The sequence below is a fragment of the Cryobacterium levicorallinum genome, from assembly GCF_004402405.1.
Classification (GTDB): Bacteria; Actinomycetota; Actinomycetes; order Actinomycetales; family Microbacteriaceae; genus Cryobacterium; species Cryobacterium levicorallinum.
Genome location: NZ_SOFE01000004.1, coordinates 1 through 19130 on the forward strand (window position 1 = coordinate 1; position 19130 = coordinate 19130).

21 protein-coding genes and 1 tRNA gene are annotated in these 19130 nt (G+C 64.7%); 7 read left to right on the forward strand and 15 right to left on the reverse strand.

The window, feature by feature from the left end; genetic code table 11:
• Positions 1-825 precede the first annotated feature (825 nt).
• Entirely contained in the window at positions 826-1416 is a 591-nt protein-coding gene (locus E3O11_RS02205; protein ID WP_092449811.1) for an RNA polymerase sigma factor, read from the forward strand.
• Positions 1413-2501, forward strand: a complete 1089-nt coding sequence (locus tag E3O11_RS02210; RefSeq protein WP_092449775.1) for a CU044_5270 family protein — start codon at positions 1413-1415, stop codon at positions 2499-2501. Before E3O11_RS02205 ends, E3O11_RS02210 begins: the two co-directional genes overlap by 4 nt.
• 239 nt (positions 2502-2740) lie before the next feature.
• Here E3O11_RS02210 and E3O11_RS02215 read toward each other — a convergent pair whose 3' ends face one another.
• From E3O11_RS02215 to E3O11_RS02225, 3 genes are all read right to left on the reverse strand, one after another.
• Positions 2741-3061, reverse strand: coding sequence for a hypothetical protein (locus tag E3O11_RS02215; protein ID WP_092449773.1), 321 nt, complete (start codon positions 3059-3061; stop codon positions 2741-2743).
• Positions 3058-3297 (reverse strand): addiction module protein, encoded by a 240-nt coding sequence (locus tag E3O11_RS02220; protein WP_166787462.1) that lies wholly within the window; start codon positions 3295-3297, stop codon positions 3058-3060. The genes E3O11_RS02215 and E3O11_RS02220 overlap by 4 nt, the downstream gene beginning before the upstream one ends.
• Before the next feature lie 249 nt (positions 3298-3546).
• Positions 3547-3906: an integrase core domain-containing protein gene (locus tag E3O11_RS02225; RefSeq protein WP_422386447.1), complete on the reverse strand. Its 360-nt coding sequence runs from the start codon at positions 3904-3906 to the stop codon at positions 3547-3549.
• On the opposite strand from E3O11_RS02225, the gene E3O11_RS02230 reads away from it, so the two are divergent.
• Entirely contained in the window at positions 3791-4228 is a 438-nt protein-coding gene (locus E3O11_RS02230; protein ID WP_134495375.1) for an integrase core domain-containing protein, read from the forward strand. The genes E3O11_RS02225 and E3O11_RS02230 overlap by 116 nt on opposite strands.
• 133 nt (positions 4229-4361) lie before the next feature.
• Here E3O11_RS02230 and E3O11_RS02235 read toward each other — a convergent pair.
• The 4 genes from E3O11_RS02235 to E3O11_RS02255 all read right to left on the reverse strand — a co-directional run bounded on the left by E3O11_RS02235 (position 4362) and on the right by E3O11_RS02255 (position 8030).
• Positions 4362-4437 (reverse strand) — tRNA-Thr (locus E3O11_RS02235).
• 46 nt (positions 4438-4483) lie between these two features.
• Positions 4484-5122 carry a TetR/AcrR family transcriptional regulator gene (locus E3O11_RS02240; RefSeq protein WP_092449768.1) on the reverse strand — a complete coding sequence of 213 codons (639 nt, stop codon included), beginning with the start codon at positions 5120-5122 and terminating at the stop codon, positions 4484-4486.
• Positions 5123-5161: 39 nt separating this feature from the next.
• Positions 5162-6697 carry an alpha/beta hydrolase gene (locus tag E3O11_RS02245; protein WP_092449766.1) on the reverse strand — a complete coding sequence of 512 codons (1536 nt, stop codon included), beginning with the start codon at positions 6695-6697 and terminating at the stop codon, positions 5162-5164.
• A gap of 157 nt (positions 6698-6854) precedes the next feature.
• Complete coding sequence (locus E3O11_RS02255) at positions 6855-8030, reverse strand: DNA polymerase III subunit delta' (RefSeq protein WP_092449764.1); 1176 nt, start codon at positions 8028-8030, stop codon at positions 6855-6857.
• 192 nt (positions 8031-8222) lie between these two features.
• Between E3O11_RS02255 and E3O11_RS02260 the strand changes: the two genes are divergently transcribed.
• The 3 genes from E3O11_RS02260 to E3O11_RS02270 all read left to right on the forward strand — a co-directional run bounded on the left by E3O11_RS02260 (position 8223) and on the right by E3O11_RS02270 (position 10493).
• The gene (locus E3O11_RS02260; RefSeq protein WP_092449762.1) at positions 8223-8684 is read left to right on the forward strand and encodes a hypothetical protein; all 462 of its coding nucleotides are present in this window, start codon (positions 8223-8225) and stop codon (positions 8682-8684) included.
• Positions 8671-9885, forward strand: coding sequence for a phosphotransferase family protein (locus tag E3O11_RS02265; RefSeq protein WP_158251708.1), 1215 nt, complete (start codon positions 8671-8673; stop codon positions 9883-9885). The genes E3O11_RS02260 and E3O11_RS02265 overlap by 14 nt, the downstream gene beginning before the upstream one ends.
• 131 nt (positions 9886-10016) lie before the next feature.
• A complete protein-coding gene (locus E3O11_RS02270; RefSeq protein WP_092449758.1) occupies positions 10017-10493 on the forward strand; it encodes a hypothetical protein in 477 nt (158 codons plus the stop codon).
• Between the two features lie 82 nt (positions 10494-10575).
• Here E3O11_RS02270 and E3O11_RS02275 read toward each other — a convergent pair whose 3' ends face one another.
• The 4 genes from E3O11_RS02275 to topA form a co-directional block, all read right to left on the reverse strand.
• Positions 10576-11232 carry a response regulator transcription factor gene (locus tag E3O11_RS02275; RefSeq protein WP_092449756.1) on the reverse strand — a complete coding sequence of 219 codons (657 nt, stop codon included), beginning with the start codon at positions 11230-11232 and terminating at the stop codon, positions 10576-10578.
• The gene (locus E3O11_RS02280) at positions 11229-12704 is read right to left on the reverse strand and encodes a sensor histidine kinase (RefSeq protein ID WP_092449754.1); all 1476 of its coding nucleotides are present in this window, start codon (positions 12702-12704) and stop codon (positions 11229-11231) included. Before E3O11_RS02280 ends, E3O11_RS02275 begins: the two co-directional genes overlap by 4 nt.
• Before the next feature lie 104 nt (positions 12705-12808).
• Positions 12809-13426 carry a dTMP kinase gene (gene tmk / locus E3O11_RS02285; RefSeq protein ID WP_092449752.1) on the reverse strand — a complete coding sequence of 206 codons (618 nt, stop codon included), beginning with the start codon at positions 13424-13426 and terminating at the stop codon, positions 12809-12811.
• The gene (gene topA / locus E3O11_RS02290; RefSeq protein ID WP_092449750.1) at positions 13423-16428 is read right to left on the reverse strand and encodes a type I DNA topoisomerase; all 3006 of its coding nucleotides are present in this window, start codon (positions 16426-16428) and stop codon (positions 13423-13425) included. Before topA ends, tmk begins: the two co-directional genes overlap by 4 nt.
• 207 nt (positions 16429-16635) lie before the next feature.
• Here topA and E3O11_RS02295 point away from each other — a divergent pair, with 207 nt between their 5' ends.
• Complete coding sequence (locus E3O11_RS02295) at positions 16636-16869, forward strand: hypothetical protein (protein ID WP_092449748.1); 234 nt, start codon at positions 16636-16638, stop codon at positions 16867-16869.
• Here the strand turns inward: E3O11_RS02295 and E3O11_RS02300 are convergent.
• The 4 genes from E3O11_RS02300 to E3O11_RS02315 form a co-directional block, all read right to left on the reverse strand.
• Entirely contained in the window at positions 16866-17279 is a 414-nt protein-coding gene (locus tag E3O11_RS02300) for an Rv3654c family TadE-like protein (RefSeq protein ID WP_092449746.1), read from the reverse strand. The genes E3O11_RS02295 and E3O11_RS02300 overlap by 4 nt on opposite strands.
• Positions 17276-17611, reverse strand: a complete 336-nt coding sequence (locus tag E3O11_RS02305) for a TadE family type IV pilus minor pilin (RefSeq protein ID WP_092449744.1) — start codon at positions 17609-17611, stop codon at positions 17276-17278. Before E3O11_RS02305 ends, E3O11_RS02300 begins: the two co-directional genes overlap by 4 nt.
• 82 nt (positions 17612-17693) lie before the next feature.
• A complete protein-coding gene (locus tag E3O11_RS02310) occupies positions 17694-17876 on the reverse strand; it encodes a DUF4244 domain-containing protein (RefSeq protein ID WP_092449807.1) in 183 nt (60 codons plus the stop codon).
• A 216-nt stretch (positions 17877-18092) separates the two neighbouring features.
• On the reverse strand, positions 18093-19091 hold the full coding sequence (locus E3O11_RS02315) for a type II secretion system F family protein (RefSeq protein WP_241994618.1): 999 nt from the start codon (positions 19089-19091) through the stop codon (positions 18093-18095).
• Positions 19092-19130: the final 39 nt, after the last annotated feature.

Consider the following 19130-nt stretch of genomic DNA (forward strand, 5'->3'; position numbering starts at 1 on the left):
CTCGATCGGGCACGTCACGCCTGTGGACTTCGAGCTGCAATACTCGTCACAGGCCGCAGAGATTCAACTCGCCGCTTAACCCGTGTCCACTCTCCGGGGTCAAGGCCAGATCGCTTTCGAGGAGTCTGGATAGCGCCGCGAGAGTTCTGGTTGATGTCATGTCCACCCACCAACCAGGCGGATATTTCAGTCAATGAATCGGCCGGCCGTCGCGCCCCACCAGTTCGACGCCACGCCGAATCCAGAAAAACAGGAATGTGGGCAAAGTGTGGGCAAAATCGTCAAGTTCGGTGAGACGTTTCGCCGAGATCGGTCGAAGAATCGACAGGGACAAGCATTTTTAATGGAGCCGCCTGTCAGAATCGAACTGACGACCTTCTCATTACGAGTGACCGATGGGTGCCCGGAAACACGCCTCACGGTGTCAAAATCGTTGATTTTACGGGCTTTTTGGGCTTCACGTGATCACCGAAAACAGCATCATTTCAGTTCAAATGTGGGCAAATTGTGGGCAAGAAAATGATCCATTCACTCGAAAAATTGTGACGTATCAGGACGCCTCTGACAGTTCACTTATCGGGACCCAACACCACATAAGGGTCAGAGAGCTGTTGAGTCATACGGGTCAGTGATGTCCTGACAGATCTCCTTGCGACCATACGCTGGCAGAATCCGCGACAATGGGGGCGTTGTCGTTGTCGACAACGATCCCTCTGCCGCAGGTGTCGGCAGCTCGCCACCCAGAGCGAGGGCGAGACGATTTCACCGCTCAGGACACTCCTCAATATGACCTCGAAATCTGAACCAGCGGACCTGCTCATTTCGATGCCGTCCCCAGCCGATGTCAGTAGCTGCGCCGTTTCTGATCTGGCGCATCTCACCCAGGTTCAGGGCGGTGATCGCAAGGCGTTTGTCGTGCTGTACAACTGCCACGTCCGGGCGGTGTATTGGTTCGCGCTCAAAATGGTTCGGTCTATCGCGGACGCGGAAGACATCACCCAGGACACGTTTGTCATCGCCTGGAGCAAACGGCATGCGATCAGGCCCGTGGACCAGTCCGTTTTGCCGTGGCTTCTCGTGACCGCCCGCTACCTCGGAAACAATCGCATCCGCAGCCGCGCTCGCGACGACCATCACCGCACTGACAGTGATCTCTCGAATTTTCCCGACCCCCAGCACCGTTCGGTCCACGACGAAGTGCAGAGCCGGATGTTGTTGGACGCGATCGACCACGCCGTCGGCCAACTCTCCGAGACGGACCAAACCCTCTACTACCTCTGCATTGACGAAGGCCTGAGCTATGAGCAGGCGGCACGCGCGCTGGGGACGTCCCATGGCGCCGTTCGAAACAGGCTCGCTCGGGTCCGCATCACTCTCCGAGGCAAACTCTCCGCACAGAAAGAAGCGCTCTCATGATCACGACAATTGGTCCATCGGAAACTCAAATCAAGCGGATGCGGGACGACATCGTCAGCAGAATGAGTGAATCGGTGCCGACTCTCGAACACGCAACAGCCCTGCGCCAGTTCATCGGGGCACCAGCACCTGAGCAACTCGTGCGTGCACCTCGAGAATTTCCACACAACGTGCGGCAGCTGCCTAAACGATCCGCCCGAACGCGTCGCGTCTCCGCACTATCGCTCGCCGCGGCAGCCCTGGTCGCCATAGCCATTCTGGGAAATGCCTTCGGATGGGGACCAAACGGGGGTGCATCCGCCGAAGCCTCCAACTTGCTTGAGCAAACGGCCGTCGCAACGATTCAGACGTCGGACCCGGTGGTCGCGCCCGGGCAGTTCCTCCAGATCAGCACTCAGGCGGTCTTCGTTACCTACGCTGTCGGGCCCAACGATGATCCCAAGAATCTGGCCAGCCGATCGGTCTTCTTGACCCCCTCCGCGAGCACTCTGTACATACCGGCGGATAGATCCGGCCAGTGGGTCTGGGAGCGCACCGCCCTCAAGCCCGACATCTTCTTCAGCGAGAAGGCCAGGGAGTACGCGCTTAACAGCTGGGCGCAGCTCAGCCCCGCCGAGCGCACAGAGATCGCCCGAGCCGCGGGCGGCAATTTCGATGGATCACCCTGGACCGCTGAGGACCTTGCAGCTATGCCCAGCGACCCCGCCGCTTTGCTGTCCTACTTTTATATGACCTCCGTAGGCGGGTCGAACTCACCCGAGGAAGACGCGCTGTCCCGAATCTCCGATGTCCTTCGATCCGGGCTGGCACCGGCCGAATTGCGCGCAGCGCTCTACCGGGCCATCGCAATGATTCCCGACGTCACAATCGTCGAACGCTCCGCCACGCTCAACGGACAGGTTGGCGTAGCCATCGGGCGGCAGGACCCGACGCGTGACTTCAGACAGGACCTCATCATCAACCCCGCCACCGGACTATTGATTGGCGAACGCCAAGTGCAGGTCACAGCCGACGCCAACGTGCCGGCGAACACCGTCATCGGCTGGACCTCGGTCACGACCACCGTCGTCGATTCCACGCCGTAGCCGTTCTAAACGACGCCTATCAGCTACTAGAGAGGCATGGAACATGCACTACGGCGCGTCGATGACAGGCCGTAGTGCATTTCTCAAGTTGGATGGTGCCTAACCCGTTGGGGTCAGAGGACTGAGAACCACCGGTCGTAGCTGCATGACCTCAGGGCCTGGATGGCGATTGCCATTGTGGGCACCCGCCTCGACACGACTGGAGACTGCCTTGGGTTCTTCGACCGACCCTCGCCCGGTCATTCGGCGAGTCGCTGCGTCCAGTAACCGGGGCGACGAGACTCGTGAGCATAGGCAAGCACGAATATCCCATCCCCTCCGACGACGTAGACCAGGTTGTACGGAAACTTGCCGAGATGCCATGAGCGCACAATGGGCTCGCGCTGCCGACCCCGGAATGGCGACGCCGCATCCGGCCATTGAAGGATCAATTCAGCAGCGGCCTCTGCTGCATCTGCGAACTCGTCGCCGAGTTTGCCGTGATCGATGGCCGAGTAGCGTTCGTGAGCATCCAGAAACTCGTCACGAGCGTCCGGATGCTCGCGCCAATCGAGAGTCACCGGCGCCGTAAGGCCGATCGTGCCCGCGCGATGGCGATGGTCTCCCGGCCGCTGACCGACTCGACCTTGCCGCTGATGAGTTCGTCAAGTCGGCGGTCGATCACCTCGCCCCAAGCGTCGTCAATCGCAGCCTGGTCTGCCTCATCGACCTGCTGAAGAGCGAGCGCGGCAATCTCGCGCTCGTCAGCATCGAGGGCCTTACCTGCCGCGATGTAAGCCGAAAGCTTCGGTGTCATCTGGCCAGTGTACGACGGCATGCTGACATCAGCCAGTGTCCGAATTTACCGCCCGTGTCGGCGCTGGGCCGCAGCCCGACGCGTCTCGTTAGGAAGAGTGGCGGACTCGTCAGGCAATCACTGGAGTCACTGGACGTTCCAGAGCCGACTCCGCCGCCCAAGTCTCCGACCACGGGATTCACCGAGCACGAGACGTCCGTAAGGGGATGCGCCCGTCAAGTTATTGAGACAATCTGATTGATTTTTCTTCTACGCTGCAGCCGTTTGGCGGGCGTCGCGGTGAGCGGCCAACGCGACCGCAGGTTGGAGCCCTCCGTTGCGTGAATGAGGGCGCCGCCGGTTGTACCAAGATTCGATAAATTCCATCACGGCGGTCCTCGCGGCGAGGTGGTTCTCGAACTCGTGCTGGTAATACATTTCGGTCTTCAAATGCGAGAAGAAACTTTCCGCCACCGCGTTGTCCCAACACAGACGGACGGCTCCCATCGACTGCGTGACCTGGTTCGCGGCGCACCACTTTTGGAACAGGCTCGACGTATATTGCGTGCCACGGTCGGAGTTAAGCCGAATTCGGCTTAACTCCGATGCGAGATCACAGTGTACGTCCATCAAATTCACAGAAACCGTCGTTCTTGAGGGACTCGTGGCCTCGATCGGGACGGTCGGAGACGCGTACGATAACGCGGCCGCAGAGACCGTCATGGGGCTCTACAAGAACGAGGCCGTCGCGAAGAATTCCCCCTTCCATACGGGCCCGCTGAAGACCCTCGCCGACGTCGAAGAACTCACCTTCGACTGGATCGATTGGTACAACAATCGGCGCCTCCACAGCTCCCTCGGGAAAATGCCGCCCGAGGAATATGAAAGCAACTACTGCGCTGAAACGAACGGCCCGATAAATATCGAAGCCGCCCACAGAATGGCGGCATGAAAACCGTTACGGTTCAGTTGCAGGCGCCCTCAATAACCGTGCACTTAAAACAAATGTGGGCAAATTGTGGGCAAATTCGGCAAAACGTACCGTTGAGAGGGTTTTAGAAACAAACTCTGACCAGGAGTTTTAGTGGAGCCGCCTGTCAGAATCGAACTGACGACCTTCTCATTACGAGTGAGATGCTCTACCAACTGAGCTAAGGCGGCGTTACCAGATCACCTCGAAAAGCAGTCGGTGACACAGCAGCCAAGCCTAGTCGTTTCTACGAGTGATTCTGTACACCTCGGCGAATGAGGCGTTCACGCACTCCGAAAGCGGGGCCACATCGTCGCCTTCCGCCCAGACCCGCCAGGCATGACGGATCGCCGCGACGGCTACGAGCGTGAACAACAGGGCCCGCTGATTCAGCTCGGCCGGGTCCTCGGCTCGCTCCGGGGCATCCGCTCTGAAACGGCGCTCGATAATCTGCTGCAGCTGGTCCTCGAAGTCGCGCAGGGTCGCCATGCGCATACCGAACAGGTAGGCGTTCTCCTTCATAATCGTGCGGCGCAGTTGGTGAATCTCCCGGTCGGCCTCGGTGCGCTGCAGACTCTTGGCGAGCAGCAGGGCCAGATCGGCGAGCACGTCGCTGCTCGGGCCAGCCGCGACAAAGATTTCTATATCTTCAGCGGATGCCATTCCGGGCGCGTCCCCAATTAGGGCGGCGTCTTTCGAAGGGAAATAGTTGAAAAAGGTGCGCGGCGAGATATTGGCGAGGCGGCTGATGTCCTCGACCGTGACGTGCTCAATGCCGCGCTCGCGGGACAGGGTCAGCACGGCGTGTTGGATGGCTCGCCGGGTGGCGAGGCGCTTGCGCTCACGCAGGCCCGGCTGTTCCGTTTCGATCGACATGCCCCAATTGTTCCACAGCGCTCGAACGCCCTTGAGTGGTTAGCACTGCGGGTCGGCGGCCGGCACGATTCCGTCGACGAGATAGGAGTCGACCGCATCATTCACGCAGGAATTCGACTTGTTGTAGGCGGTGTGACCTTCACCGGTGTAGGTCACCAGGGTGCCGCTGTCGAGCTGCTCGGCCAGCTGCTGCGCCCAAACGTAAGGGGTCGCCGGGTCGTTGGTGGTGCCGACGACCAGAATCGGCGCCGCGCCCGCCGCGTGGATCTCGTCGCGTTCGCCGGTGAACGTGTAGGGCCAGTTGGCGCACCCGATGTCGCCGAAGCTCATGTACGGGCCGATCACCGGGGCAGCTTCGGCGAGTTCGGCGGCCTGGGCGCGCATCGACGCCGGGTCGGCGTTGTAGGCGTAGTCGATGCAGTTGATGGCCATGAATGACTCGGTCGAGTTGTCGGAATAGTTACCGTCGGCATCCCGGCCGTTGTAGGCGTCGGCGAACTGAAAGGCGCCGTCGGCGCTGCCGTGCATGACGGTGTCGAACATGACACTGAGCTGCGGCCACGCCGTGGCCTGATAAAGCGGATAGATGATCGCCGTGAGCAGCGCGCTCGCGCCGAGCTGACGGCCATCCGTTGCCGTGATCGGGCTCGCGTCAACCGACGCCATGAGCGCCCCGATTGTCGTCAGAGCGTTGTCAACACTGCCCCGGAACGGGCAGTCCTCCCCCGTCACACAGTCGGCGAGGTAGGCGCGCAGCGCATTTTCAAAGCCCACCGCCTGCGTCTTGGTGACCTCGAAGTTGCTCGTCGACGGGTCGACGGCCCCGTCGAGCACGAAGCGCCCGACCTTCTCGGGAAAAAGCTCGGCATAGGTGGCGCCGAGAAAGGTGCCGTAGGAGTAGCCGAGAAAATTAAGCTCAGTATCGCCGAGGGCGGCGCGCAGTAGATCGAGGTCACGGGCGGCGCTCTGCGTGTCGACGGTGCCGAGGAGCGGACCGGTCTCGTCGGCGCAGGCCGCTGCGAAGGCGTCGGACGAAGCTGCAAGCTGCGCGATCCAGGCATCCGTGCCGCGTTTCGCCTCGGTCAGCCCATACAGGTACTCGTCCATCTCGGCGGAGTCGTAGCAGGACACCGCCGAAGAACGGCCCACCCCGCGCGGGTCGAATCCGACGATATCGAAGCTCGCCTGCAGTTTTTTGTCGGTGGCGTAGTCGAGGGAATCCGCGACAAAATCGTAGCCGGAACCGCCGGGTCCACCGGGGTTCACCAGCAGGGAACCAATGCGATCGTTCCCGGTGGCCACGTGGCGCACGAGGGCGAGCGAGATCTCCCCGGCGGCCGGATCGCCATAGGAGAGCGGGGCGGACGCCTCCGCACACTGCAGGCCGTCGCCACAGCCGTCCCACTGCAGCACCTGGCTGTAGAACGGGGCGAGGTCGCTGTCAACCTGTTCGCCGGTAGGCGTGGACTCGGCCGGGCCAGCATCCGTCGCAAACCAGGCGGAGCATCCGCTCAAAATAAGCGTGAGCGCCAGTGCGGCGGCCGTGGCGCTCAGTGCGCGGATACTGCGGTTCAACGGATTTCCTCTTTCCTGAAGCGGATGCTGCGGCTCACGCTACCGAAAGCGGCTGGGAGTCCCTGTGGGGGACGTCGCTGTGTCATTGGTTTCGACGTCATTGGTTTCGACGTCACTGGTTTCGACGTCACTGGTTTCGACGTCACTGGTTTCGACGTCACTGGGGGCGGCGGATCGCCGACACCAGCATCGCCTCGAGCGCGAGCGCGGGCGCGACGTTGCCCTGGATACGCTGGCGGGCCACGGCGATCGCGTCCATGGTGGCGACGGTGGCCGCCGGAGCGCTGGCCGCACTCGCGGTGCGCAGTTCGGCGAGCAGCTCGAGATTGATCACCGCTTGGTCCCGGCCCAGCTGCACCATCATCACGTCACGGTAGAGCGAGGCGAGGTCGACCAGGATGCGGTCGATGCCGTCGCGCAGGCTGCGCACGGCCCGACGCTTCTGGTCGTCTTCGAGGGCCTTGATCTGGCTGCGCAGCCCCGGCGGCACCGACTGGCCAGCCTCGACCCCGAGAGAGCGCAGCATGCCGTCGCGCTCGGCGGCATCCAGCTCGAGGGTGATGGCCTTGGCGTCGTCGCCGGCGATGGCAAGCAGCCGCGCGGCAGCGTTGACGGCCGATGACACCGAACGGATGCCGAGGGCCGTGCGCAGGGTTTCCTCGCGTCTGGCCCGGGCGTCGGCATTGGTGGCGAGCCGCTTGGCCATGCCGATGTGGCTCTGGGCGAGGCGGGCGCTGAGTTCGGCGATGACCGGGTCGACACCGTTGCGGCGCACCAGCAGGTCGGCCACGTCGGCGACGCTTGGCATGCGCAGGCGCACGGTGCGTACGCGTGAGCGGATGGTGGGGAGCAGGTCGGCCTCGCTGGGCGCGCACAGAATCCACACGGTGCGTTCGGGCGGCTCTTCGAGGGCTTTCAGCAGCACGTTGGAGGTGCGCTCGACCATGCGGTCGGCGTCTTCGACCACGACGACGCGGTAGCGGCCGACCGAGGGCGAGTACTGCGAGCGGGCGACGGCTTCCTTGACGGATTCCATTTTGATGATGACACCCTCGGTGGCGAGCACGCTGAGGTCTGGATGGGTGCGGGCCTCGACCTGGCGGGCCGCGGCGAGGTCTTCGGCGGGGGTGCCCGGGCTGAGCAGGGCTGCGGCGAAGGCGAATGCGAGGTTCGAGCGGCCAGACCCGGGTGGCCCGGTGATGAGCCAGGCGTGCGTCATCGAGTTGGACTCGGCGGAGCTGCTGCTGTCACTGGCGGAGGGCACCCGCTGCGCCGCCGCCCTGAAGATGGCGATTGCGTCGGCCTGTCCCGTTAGGTTGTCCCACACTGCCATGAGTCAAGGGTAACCCGCCCCACCGACACCGCCCGCGTGCGCGCGCTCGGGCCCGGGCCCGGGCCCGGAAGGTGGGCGACTGGTAGATCCTGGGCCCGGTTGCGGAAGCCACGAGGTCACGACCGACTCAAGATGAGAACCCTCTCATGCTGCTCTGCGTGAGAACCTTCGTCGAGGCCCCAGACTAGAACAATGCAGACTTTCTGGAAGGTGGCGCTCGGTGCCGCGATTGTGGCCGCCCTCGGCGCCGGATCGGCGGGTGCCGTCGCGATGACGTCCGCTCTCACTATCACCGACCAGCCCGGGCTGGTTCAGCGAATCGATCCCGTGGGAACCGACTCTGACTCGAGCACGACCGATGCGGATACCACGCCCAAAATCGCACCGACGCCCACGCCCACTTCGACCGCCACCGCTGATGTTCCGGTCGCCCCGCCCGTCGCTGTTCCCCCGGCCGGATCACAGACCATCGACGACGACGTTGACGAAATTGACGTCGTAGACAACGTGGACGACGTAGACAACGCAGACAACGTTGACAACGTTGACGACGACGTTGACGACGACGTTGACGACGACGTTGACGTTGACGTTGACGTTGACGTTGACGTTGACGTTGACGTTGACGTTGACGTTGACGTTGACGACGACTGAACCCGGCGGGTCGCGTCCGCTGGAACAGGCGCCGGAGATTCTCGAGGCCGTCGCAGAGTCGCTCGGAATGACCCTGGTACGGCTGCACCGGTTCAGCATCGAAACGACCGCTCGCGGCTTCACTGCCGGGTACACGATCGAGCTGGATCCCGGCACCCAGACGACCGAGTCCCACACCGTCTACCTCGAATCGAATCCGACCAAACGTGACCGGCCCGGCGTGCTCGCCTTCCGTGACGAGCAAACCGGCGAAACCGTGGCCGCTTGGCTGTACCCGAACGATCCCGAGCTGCCGGCCCTGGCCGCGGCGGTCTACCCGGACGCCGCACAGGTTCTGCTCGCCCGGCTCGGCCTGCACGCGAGCAGCCTCGTCGTCACCATCGCGGCCTATCGGCCAGGAAAACGCGCCGTTGTGCGTATGGTCGCTCCCGAGTTCACGGTGTATTTCAAAGTCGTTCGCCCGGCCGCCGCAGGGCCGCTTCATGCTCGCCACGTGTTCTGGGGAGCCGCCGGCGTTCCGGTACCGCGCAGCCGCGGCTGGAGCGCCGACGGATTCATCGCCCTGGAGTCCGTTCACGGTGTCGAAGCGAGCCAGGTGGTCGCGCAATTCTCGCCCGAACCTTTCCTCGACGAGCTCGATCGGATCACAACAGAAATCGGCCTGATCGAGAGTTCCGGCCCAGCACGAGTGTCGCTGTCAGCACGCCTGCCCTGGTACGTGCAGCGGACCGGTTCTCTGCTGCCGGCCGAATCGCCCAGGATCACCGCCCTCGGCGCTGCCATAGAACGGATGCGCGCGGCCGCGATTCCCGCCGCCCCCGTCACCGTGCACGGCGACCTGCACCTGGGGCAGATCTTTCTGGACCCCGACACTCTCGACTCCCCACGCATCTCCGGCGTGCTCGACATCGACACGGCCGGGCTCGGCGACCCGGCCGACGATGCCGCTGCGCTCTACGCGCACCTGGTCGTGAGCGCCCTGCACCACGACGACCACTCCAATCCCGAATCCGCCGAAGGCTGCCGCGTCCTGGCTGCCCGCGCCCGCAGCCGGTGGCCTCGCCGCGGCGAGCAGTTTCTCAACCGGGCGCGGTACATCGCGGCAACCCACCTGCTTGGGCACGTGTTGACCCCGGGTGCACACAGCGCGACATTGCTCGGCGCGGCCACCGAACTCGTCGTCGACCCCGCCTCAGCCTGAGACCAGCGGATGCCTTCGACCAAGATGAGAGTCCTCTCACGCCGGACTCCGAGGCTTCTCATACTGGGGCAGGAATCTTGAAGTAACAGCAGACGAGCACAGGCTCGACCCGCCAACGACAAGGAGACACCATGAACCCCAAGATGACAGCCAAGAAGCGTTGGATTGCTATGGGCGCCGGATCCGCACTCGGTATCGGACTGCTCGCCGGCGGTGCCGTGACCGCAGCGAACGCCTTCGAGATTGAGGACAGTTCGGGAAGCTCGATCGGTGTGCAGCCGGTGAGCTCCATCTCGACGAGCACGGCGATTCCATTCAGCACGGCGAGTGTCTCGACATTCGACGACTCGGTGTCCCTCTCGAGCGATGACTCCTCCAACACCTCGTCCAACTCATCCGACAACTCAAGCAACGACACAAGCAACGACTCGTCGAGCGGCTCGAGCACCGTGAGTGTCGTGTCGGCGGTCTCAGCCGTTTCGGTGGTTTCAGTCGTCTCGGTCGTGACCCCGGTGTCCGCACCGTCCGTCGCGAGCCCGGTGTCTGCCGCCTCGGTTGCCTCGCCGGCCAGCCCGGCATCGGTGCAGAGCCCCGCGTCCGTCGACTAAGCAGAGCGTCGCGGCTCAGATCGAACAACGAGCAGCAGAAAGCCCGGGCCCGCGCCCGGGCTTTCTGCTTCCCCGAGCGGGATTACTTGAGCCGATATCCCATGCCGCGCACCGTCTCAATGCGTTCCGGCCCGAACTTCGCCCGAAGATATCGCACGTACACGTCAACGACGTTGGAACCTGGATCGAAGTCGTAACCCCATACCCGGCTCAACAGCTGCTCACGGCTGAGTACCTGGTCGGGGTGCCGCAGAAACTCTTCAGCGAGGGCAAACTCCCGGGCCGACAGTTCCACGGTGCGCTCCCCCACCGTTGCACGGCGGGTGCGCAGGTCGAGGGCGAGCTCCCCATAGGCCAGCCTCGTCGGCGAGCTCTGTTCGGCATCTCGCAGTCTTAAGCGGATGCGCGCCAGCAGCTCATCAAATTTGAACGGTTTCGCGAGATAGTCATCGGCACCACCATCGAGGCCGGCGACCATGTCGCTGGTCGTCGACCGAGCGGTCAACATGATGATCGGCAGCGGCAGCCGTTCGGCCCTGATCCGTTTCATCACCTCGAAGCCATCTATGCTCGGCAGTCCAACGTCAAGCAGTAGCAGGTCGAAGGTGCCGGACTGGGCATAGCTCACGGCGTCGAGCCCGTCATCGACCACGGTCGAGGAATAGCCGGCGGCCCTCAGGCCCTTGCTCACGAACAGAGCGATTCGAGCCTCGTCCTCCGCGATGAGGATGCTGGTCATGTCGCGGCCACCACATCAACGGCGCGGCGCGGCACCAGGATGCCGAACCGGGATCCGTCGGGCGACGTCACCAGGTCGACATAGCCGCCGTGCGCCCGCGCGATAGCGTCGACGATCGGCAGCCCGAGGCCGGAACCTTCGACACCACGCCCGGAATCGACACGGCCGAACCGTTCAAAAATGCGGGCCTTGGCCTCCGTCGGAATGCCGGGGCCGCTGTCGCGGATCCAGAATTCCACCGCTTCCGCGTGTTCGGTGCTGCCTATCTCGATGGTCGTGCCGGAAGCTGAGTGTTTGGCGGCATTGTTCGCCAGCTGCAGGAACGCCTGAGTGAGCCGGGCCGGATCGACCGGCACGACAACGTGCGCGCGCTCGGCCAGAATCCAGACGTGGTCGGGCAGCGCACTAACCTTGAGGAAGAACTGCTCGGTGAGGTCGCCGGCATCCGTTGGCACCCGCTGCAGATTGCCGCGCTGGGCGTTGGCGAGCGACTCGATGTCGTCGATGAGTCCGGTCATCCGGTCGAGTTCGTCAAGGGCAATTTCCCGAGCGGATGCGACATCGTCGGGATTGCGCGGATCCAGCAGCTCAAGATGGCCGCGCACGATGGTGATCGGAGTCTTGAGCTCGTGGCGCACATCCTCGAGCAGCTGTCGCTGCGCGGTCAGCGACTCGTCAAGACGCTCGAGCATGTCATTGACCGTTCCGGTGAGCTCAGAGATGTCGTCATGGCCGATCACCGGGATGCGCTCGTGCAGGTCGGTTGCGGTGATCCGCGACGCGGCGGCCTGCAGCTGGCGCACCGGTCGCAGCAGGCGGCCGGCGACGAACCATCCGACCAGCCCGACCGCCACGAGCGCCGCAGCCGCGACGGCCGCATAGATGCGAAAAGCGCTCGTCAACTCTCCGAGCTCGGCGTCCAAATCAAAAGCGGTGACGAAAATTCCCGCTTCCCCGCTAGCCTCCACCGTCACCGGCGCGGCGATATACCGCAGGTTGCCGAGTTCGGAGACGGCAGTGCCGCGCACGACATTGACACCGGCCACTTCATCGAGAATGCGCAGGATGAACCCGGCATCATCCTCCAGGTGGAAGGACAACTCGGTGCCGGGGATCAGTGCCGGGACGCCATCGATGATTCCGAGGGTGCTCTCGTTGGGACTCGGAACGAGTCGGGCCATGACCGCTTGCAATGCCTCCCGGGTAGACGGGTAGCTCGCGCCGGACGCCTCCGGCAATGCCTCGATCTCGTTGAGGTTGGTAGTCGGCACGCCGGTGACGATGAAGCGCACGCTCTCGACGCTCGTCGCGAGGCGAGCGTCGATGTCGCGCAGGGCGCGGTCGCGTTGCACGAGATAGGCCGTGCCGCCCGCGACGGCCAGGCCGAGGCCGGCTACGACGAGAATGGCGGCGAGGATGCGCACCCGCACCGACCAGCCGGATCGCACAGCGGACGAGGCAGTCGAGGTCATAGCTTCAGTATCCCTTAGAGAGTTGCCACCCCGCCCACGTTTGGGGCCCGGGCGCCGACCGTGGGCCCAGTTATAAACCGGGCCCGGGTTCCGGGCCCGGAACGCTAGAGGAGGGTGGAAACTCGAGCTCGGATGATGGCGGCGACCTCGGCGGCGGGGGCCGAAGCATCCACTACCAGAAACCGGGCGGGCTCGGCAGCGGCCAGCTCGAGAAAAGCGGCGCGCACGCGGGCGTGAAAGTCGTTCTTCTCGGCCTCGAGCCGGTCGAAGACCTTGTCGTCGGCTTCGAGGCGGGCCCGGGCGGCGCGCGAGTCGAGGTCGAGCAGCACGGTCAGATCGGGCAGAAGCCCCTCGGCGGCCCAAAGCGACAGGTCCCGCACCTCGGTGGCGCCGAGCACCCGGCCCGCTCCCTGGTAGGCGACCGAGGAGTCGAGGTAGCGGTCCTGCACGATGACATCGCCGCGGGCGAGCGCCGGCCGCAGCTTCGTACCGACGTGCTGGGCCCGGTCTGCGGCGTAGAGCAGGGCTTCGGCGCGCGGATCCACCTCGCCGCGGTGGTGCAGTACGATCTCGCGAATCGCGACCCCGACATCCGTTCCGCCGGGCTCGCGGGTGCGCACGACGGTGCGCCCCCGCTCCTCAAGCCAGTTGGTGAGCAGGAGCGCCTGCGTGGTCTTGCCTGATCCATCGCCGCCTTCCAGGGTGATGAAGAGGCCGGTCACGGCGCAATCGTGGTGGTCGAGACCGCGTCAGCGGCAGAGCTGGCCGACTTCTTCACTGGCGCTTTCCTGGCGGCGGGCTTCTTGACCGCGGCCTTCTTGACCGGAGCCACTGGTGTGCCGGCCAACGCTGCTTTGGCCGCCGCGTTCGCGGCACGGGTCGCAGCAGCCTTCTTGGCGGTGGCAGCCTTCGCTGCTGCCGTCGGCGCCTTCTTCACGGCCGGCTTCTTGACGGCGGCCTTCTTGGCCGGCGCCTTCTTGCGAGGAGCCGCCGGCCCCTTGGCCCGCTTGTCAGCGAGCAGCTGCACGGCCCGCTCGAAGTCGATCTCCTCGATGTCCTCCGACTTGGGAATCGTCGCGTTGGTGACCCCGTCGGTCACATACGCGCCGAACCGCCCGTCCTTGATCTTGATCGCCTTGCCACTTTCGGGGTCGGGCGCTTCGAATTCCTTCAGGGCGCTCGAGGCACGGCGGGCGCCATACTTCGGCTGGGCGTACAGCTCGATCGCACCGGGCAGGTCGATGTCGAAGATCTGGTCTTCGCTCGTGAGCGACCGGGTGTCGATGCCCTTCTTCAGGTACGGCCCGAACTTGCCGTTCTGGGCCAGAATCTCGGTGCCGGTCTCCGGGTCGAGCCCCACCATGCGCGGCAGGGCGAGCAGGCGCAGCGCGGTTTCCAGGTCGACGGTGGCCAGATCCATCGATTTGAAAATGGATGCTGTGCGCGGCTTGTCAGCAGCGGCCACCTTCTTGACGGCCGGCTTGCGCTTCGGCTTAGTCACCGTGACCTCGCCGGTTGCGGGGTCGATCGTTTCCACGGGAACAGCCACGACGACCGGAACAACCGGCTCGTCCGGAGCTGGCGCGAGCTCGGTGACATACGGGCCGAAGCGGCCGTCCTTGGCGACGATCTCCTTGCCGTTCTCCGGGTTGAGTCCGATCACACGGTCGGTGACGACCGGGGCGTCGATGAGTTCGCGGGCCTTCGCCGCGGTCAACTCGTCGGGAGCGAGTTCCGGCGGAATGTTCACCCGGCGGGGCGGGGCATCCGCTTCAGCATCGGGGTCGATGACCTCGAGGTAGGGGCCGTACTTGCCGATGCGCAGGGTGATGTCATCGCTGATGGTGACCGAGTTGATCACCCGCGGGTCGATCTCACCGAGGTTGTCGATGACCTGGCGCAGGCCGCGATGCTTATCGCTGCCGAAGTAGAAGCTGTTGAGCCAGTCCAGACGGTTGGCTTCGCCGCCGGCGATGCGGTCGAGGTCGTCCTCCATCTCGGCGGTGAAGTCGTATTCGACCAAGTCTCCGAAGAATTCTTCGAGAAGGCGCACGACCGAGAAGGCGATCCAGTTCGGAACTAGCGACTGACCGCGCGGCGTGACGTAGCCACGCTCCGTAATGGTCGAGATGATGGACGCGAAAGTCGAGGGGCGGCCAATGCCGAGCTCTTCGAGCTTCTTGACCAGGCTGGCCTCGGTGTAGCGGGCGGCCGGGGTGGTCTCGTGGCCCTTGGCCTCGAGGTCGAGCAGCGCCAAGGTCTGGCCCTCTTCGAGTGGCGGCAGCTTGGAATCGGTCGCATCCGTCGACGCGTTGCGCTCTTCGTCCTTGGACTCTTCGTAGGCGAGCATGAAGCCGCGGAAGGTGATGACGGTTCCGCTGGCCGAGAACTCGGCGAGCGCGCCCGAGGCTGCGGGGTGCTCCGACGTGCCGGTCGGGCCGGCGGCGATGGTCACCGAGGCGGTCAAACCGGTGGCGTCCTTCATCTGCGAGGCGACGGTGCGCTTCCAGATGAGGTCATAGAGCTTGAAGTCGTTGCCACGCAGGCTCGACGCGAGCGAGGTCGGGGTGCGGAAGGTGTCGCCGGAGGGGCGAATTGCCTCGTGCGCTTCCTGCGCATTCTTGCTCTTGCCCTTGTAGGCGCGCGGGGCATCCGGAACCGTTTCAGCGCCGTAGAGCGCGGCCGCCTGGGTGCGGGCAGCGGTGAGAGCCTGCTGCCCGAGCGACGGCGAGTCGGTACGCATATAGGTGATGTACCCGTTTTCGTACAGCGACTGCGCGACGCTCATGGTCTGCCGGGCGGTGAAGCGCAGCTTTCGCGCAGCTTCCTGCTGCAGGGTCGAGGTCGTGAATGGTGCGGCGGGGCTGCGACGGTACGGCTTGGAAGTGACCTTGGTGACCTCGAGCTTGACGTCCGGGCTCTTCAGAGCGATCGTCAGTGCCTGAGCAGCGGACGCGTCGAGGGTGATGGCCTTCACGGTCGGCTTGAGCGCACCCGAATCGTCGAAATCGCCACCGGTGGCGATGCGCTCACCGTTCAGACGCACGAGCTTCGCGTCAAAGGCTTGGTCTGTTTCTGAAGCGGATGCCGCCAGTCGCGCCAGCAGATCCCAGTAGCCGGCGGAGACGAACGCGAGGCGCTCCTTCTCCCGGTCGACGACGAGGCGGGTCGCGGCGCTCTGCACGCGGCCAGCGGAGAGGCCCGGGCCGACCTTGCGCCAGAGCACCGGGGAGATCTCGTAGCCGTAGATGCGGTCGAGGATGCGCCGGGTTTCCTGCGCGTCGACGAGGGCGGTATCGAGGTCGCGAGTATTGTCCTTGGCAGCGAGGATGGCGTCCTTGGTGATCTCGTGGAACACCATGCGCTTGACCGGAACCTTGGGCTGCAGCACCTGCAGCAGGTGCCAGGCGATGGCCTCGCCTTCGCGGTCCTCATCAGTTGCGAGCAAGAGTTCGTTCGCATTCTTGAGGGCACGCTTGAGTTCGCTGACGGTCTTCTTCTTGGCGTCGGAGACCACGTAGTACGGTTCGAAACCGTTTTCCACATCGACCGAGAATCGGCCGAGCGCACCCTTCTTAAGTTCCGGCGGCAGGTTTTTCGGCTCGATCAAGTCGCGAATATGACCGACCGAAGACAAAACTTCATAGCCGTCGCCGAGATACGCGGCGATCGACTTCATCTTGGTCGGTGATTCAACAATGACCAGCTTCTTAGTGCCTGGCACCAGACTCCTCTTTATAGGTAGTGGCCAAATGATGGGCCAAGGCACACCATACACACTGGAATGGAGTGCCCGCCTAATCGACGGGTGCCGGTCGGCGCGTCCCGCTGGCATACACGCCACTCCCAGCGACCATCCAGTTCGCTCTGGGCGTGCCGCGTGTCGGCTCGATACCCTTGCCGTTTGTAAACCAGAGTGCAGAATAGACCCATGGGTACAATGACGGCCACATACACCGCGATGTTGACGGATGGCCCCCTCCAGGGCAAGACAATCACGACGACCTTTCTCGATTCGGGCGATCCGCAACCGCGCATTGAGATTCCGGCCGACGCTGGCAAACGATATCTCTATGCGCGTGGTGCCGGCCGGGAGTTCGAGGGCTCCGACTCCGGTCGTCCTACGGCGGTCGAGTACCGGTACCTCGAGGTTCTGCTCTCTTAGGTGGTGTCGCCTTCGGGGGGCTGAGTTTCAGGCGGTGCAGCCTCCGGCAGTGCAGACTCCGGCGGCGGCCCGGCCCGGGCGCTCGCCGAGAGCTCGATGCCCAGAACCGTGCGACTCACCGAAACGGATGCGAGCAGCCCGGTCACCGCGCAGCGGGTTACGGCCACCTCGTTGAGTGCCGCGACGGCATCCGCCGCTGGGCAGGGGTAGCCCGCGATTGCCCCGGATGCGGTGTCGGCCGCAGCGAGCGCGGCCGCGTCAGCGGCATTCGCGACGGACCGGCCGACCGCGAGCAGCGCGAGGGTGGACACAACGAGGGTCGTCAGCAGCACGGTGGCACCGAGCACCGCGATCGCGAGGATCGAGCCTGCCCCCCGCTCGGCCCCGTCCCGCCGCCCGCCCGCGCTCACTGGCCACCGGCGAGGGCGCAGGAACGCGCTTCGAGGGTGAGCTCCGCGAACAGACCAGAGCCGGTCGCGGTGACTCGGGCGCAGACGAATTCGCCGCGTCGTTCCGCCGCCAGGCCGGCTCCCGACACTGCACCGGCGACGAGCGCCGCTGCGCGGGCCACACTGTCGCCGCGGGACAGGACCCGCGCCGCGGTGGCGGCGGCATCTGTCAGCCGCACCTGCACCCCGACGACCTGCACTGCGCCCAGGCAGCAGGCCAGCACGAGCACAACGGCCGGCAGCGCGGTGGCGAACTCGGCCGTGATACTGCCCCGATTCGCCTGACCGCTCATCCTTGACCGGCTGGCCCAATTTTCCCGACTCGCCCGGCTGGGCCTGCTCGGCCAGGCCTGCCTCCGATGCGCGCGCCCTCGACTACCCGATGCTGAGTGCACGGCGCACCAGGTCGGTGAGCATCCCACGCACCTCGTCGCTGCGCAGAATGACGATGAGCAATCCGGCGAAGCCAACCGCGGCCATCGTGGCGACCACGTATTCGGCGGTGGCAGCTCCGGCCTCGTCGGTCAGCCGTCGCAGGGCACTTCGTGCAGGCAGCACAGTGTTAGCCGCTGATTCCTCCGGCACGGTTTCGGCCAGCACCACGTCGGCAGACACCACCGCGACAGGCACCGCTTTTTCCACTAACCCGATCTTTGTATACACAGGCTCGTCTCCTTCTGGCGTCTGTCGACGCGGGTTGGGCGGCACGAGCACATTCACTCTGCTCCGATCTGGAAGTGGCGGCCGCACGCATCCCCTGATCTGTGCACAGCCTCAGAACGTGGCGAGGGTGGAGGAGAGCACGCTGATCAGCAGTGGCACGACGCCGACGAGCATGAAGGCGGGCAGAACGCACAGGCCGAGCGGCAGCATGAGCGTCACCGAGAGGGTCCCGGCTCGACGCTGTCCCGCACTTCGGGCATCCCGTCGCACTTGTTCGGCTTCGCTGCGCAACAATTCCGCTGCCGGAACCCCCGCCCGGGTCGACAGGTCAAGCACCCGCTCGATTGGATCATCCCCCGACTCCGTTCCAGACCCGATCGCATAGCGCTCAGCCGCAGCGTGCACGAACGCCCGGGAACGATCGATCGACCCGCCCCCGGACATGGCAATGGCCATGAGTTCGAGTCGCAAACCGGGAGTCAGCTCGGTCGGCGCCGCTCGGTGTACCAGCGCGCGGCTCCAACCCGCAGCGGCGGCCATGAGCACACCGCCGCCGGCCAAGCAGAGCAGCCCGGGCACGGTCGCGAACAGCGTGTGCACCGAGTCGAAGCCCATCAGGCTGCCAAAGAGGATGCCGATCACCGGCAGCACCATGACCAATCGTGCCGTCGCGCGCGGGGTGGCCAGCGCGACCTCGAGGTCGCGCTGCACCTGCGCCAGGTCACGCAGTGATGCGGCGAGTTCCCGCAGGCAACCGGCCAGTGGTGCCCCGGCCTGGGTGGCGACCTGCCAGGCCGCAGCGAGTCCCCGCCAGGCGGATTCGGTCTCGCCGCATGCCTGCCCGGCGATCGCATCGGCCACGCTGTCGCCACGGGCCGCAGCCCGAGCGGCAGCCCGCAGAATGCCCGTGGTCGCGATTTCCGCGCCGCCCGCCGCGGGCGATCCGGCGCGTCGCACGGTACGACTCGTTGCCGCCGGCAGGCCATCCGAAGTTGGTAACAAGTAGCCCCATGCCGAGACCGGAGAAACGCCAGCCGAGAGCAGCACGGCCAGCCGTTGAGTGACCGCCGCGACCTCCTCGATCGGCGGTACCGATTCACCGTGCCGCAAGAGCGGATCCTCCCCTCGCGACCGTGTGCAGAGGCACAT

Coding starts and splice junctions, on each gene's coding strand:
- E3O11_RS02270 (WP_092449758.1), top strand. CDS start 10,017: ATGAACCCCAAGATGACAGCCAAGAAGCGTTGGATTGCTATGGGCGCC.
- E3O11_RS02260 (WP_092449762.1), top strand. CDS start 8,223: ATGCAGACTTTCTGGAAGGTGGCGCTCGGTGCCGCGATTGTGGCCGCC.
- E3O11_RS02295 (WP_092449748.1), top strand. CDS start 16,636: ATGGGTACAATGACGGCCACATACACCGCGATGTTGACGGATGGCCCC.
- E3O11_RS02240 (WP_092449768.1), bottom strand. CDS start 5,122: ATGTCGATCGAAACGGAACAGCCGGGCCTGCGTGAGCGCAAGCGCCTC.
- E3O11_RS02225 (WP_422386447.1), bottom strand. CDS start 3,906: ATGGACGTACACTGTGATCTCGCATCGGAGTTAAGCCGAATTCGGCTT.
- E3O11_RS02305 (WP_092449744.1), bottom strand. CDS start 17,611: ATGAGCGGTCAGGCGAATCGGGGCAGTATCACGGCCGAGTTCGCCACC.
- E3O11_RS02205 (WP_092449811.1), top strand. CDS start 826: ATGCCGTCCCCAGCCGATGTCAGTAGCTGCGCCGTTTCTGATCTGGCG.
- E3O11_RS02220 (WP_166787462.1), bottom strand. CDS start 3,297: ATGACACCGAAGCTTTCGGCTTACATCGCGGCAGGTAAGGCCCTCGAT.
- E3O11_RS02280 (WP_092449754.1), bottom strand. CDS start 12,704: ATGACCTCGACTGCCTCGTCCGCTGTGCGATCCGGCTGGTCGGTGCGG.
- E3O11_RS02210 (WP_092449775.1), top strand. CDS start 1,413: ATGATCACGACAATTGGTCCATCGGAAACTCAAATCAAGCGGATGCGG.
- E3O11_RS02255 (WP_092449764.1), bottom strand. CDS start 8,030: ATGGCAGTGTGGGACAACCTAACGGGACAGGCCGACGCAATCGCCATC.
- E3O11_RS02275 (WP_092449756.1), bottom strand. CDS start 11,232: ATGACCAGCATCCTCATCGCGGAGGACGAGGCTCGAATCGCTCTGTTC.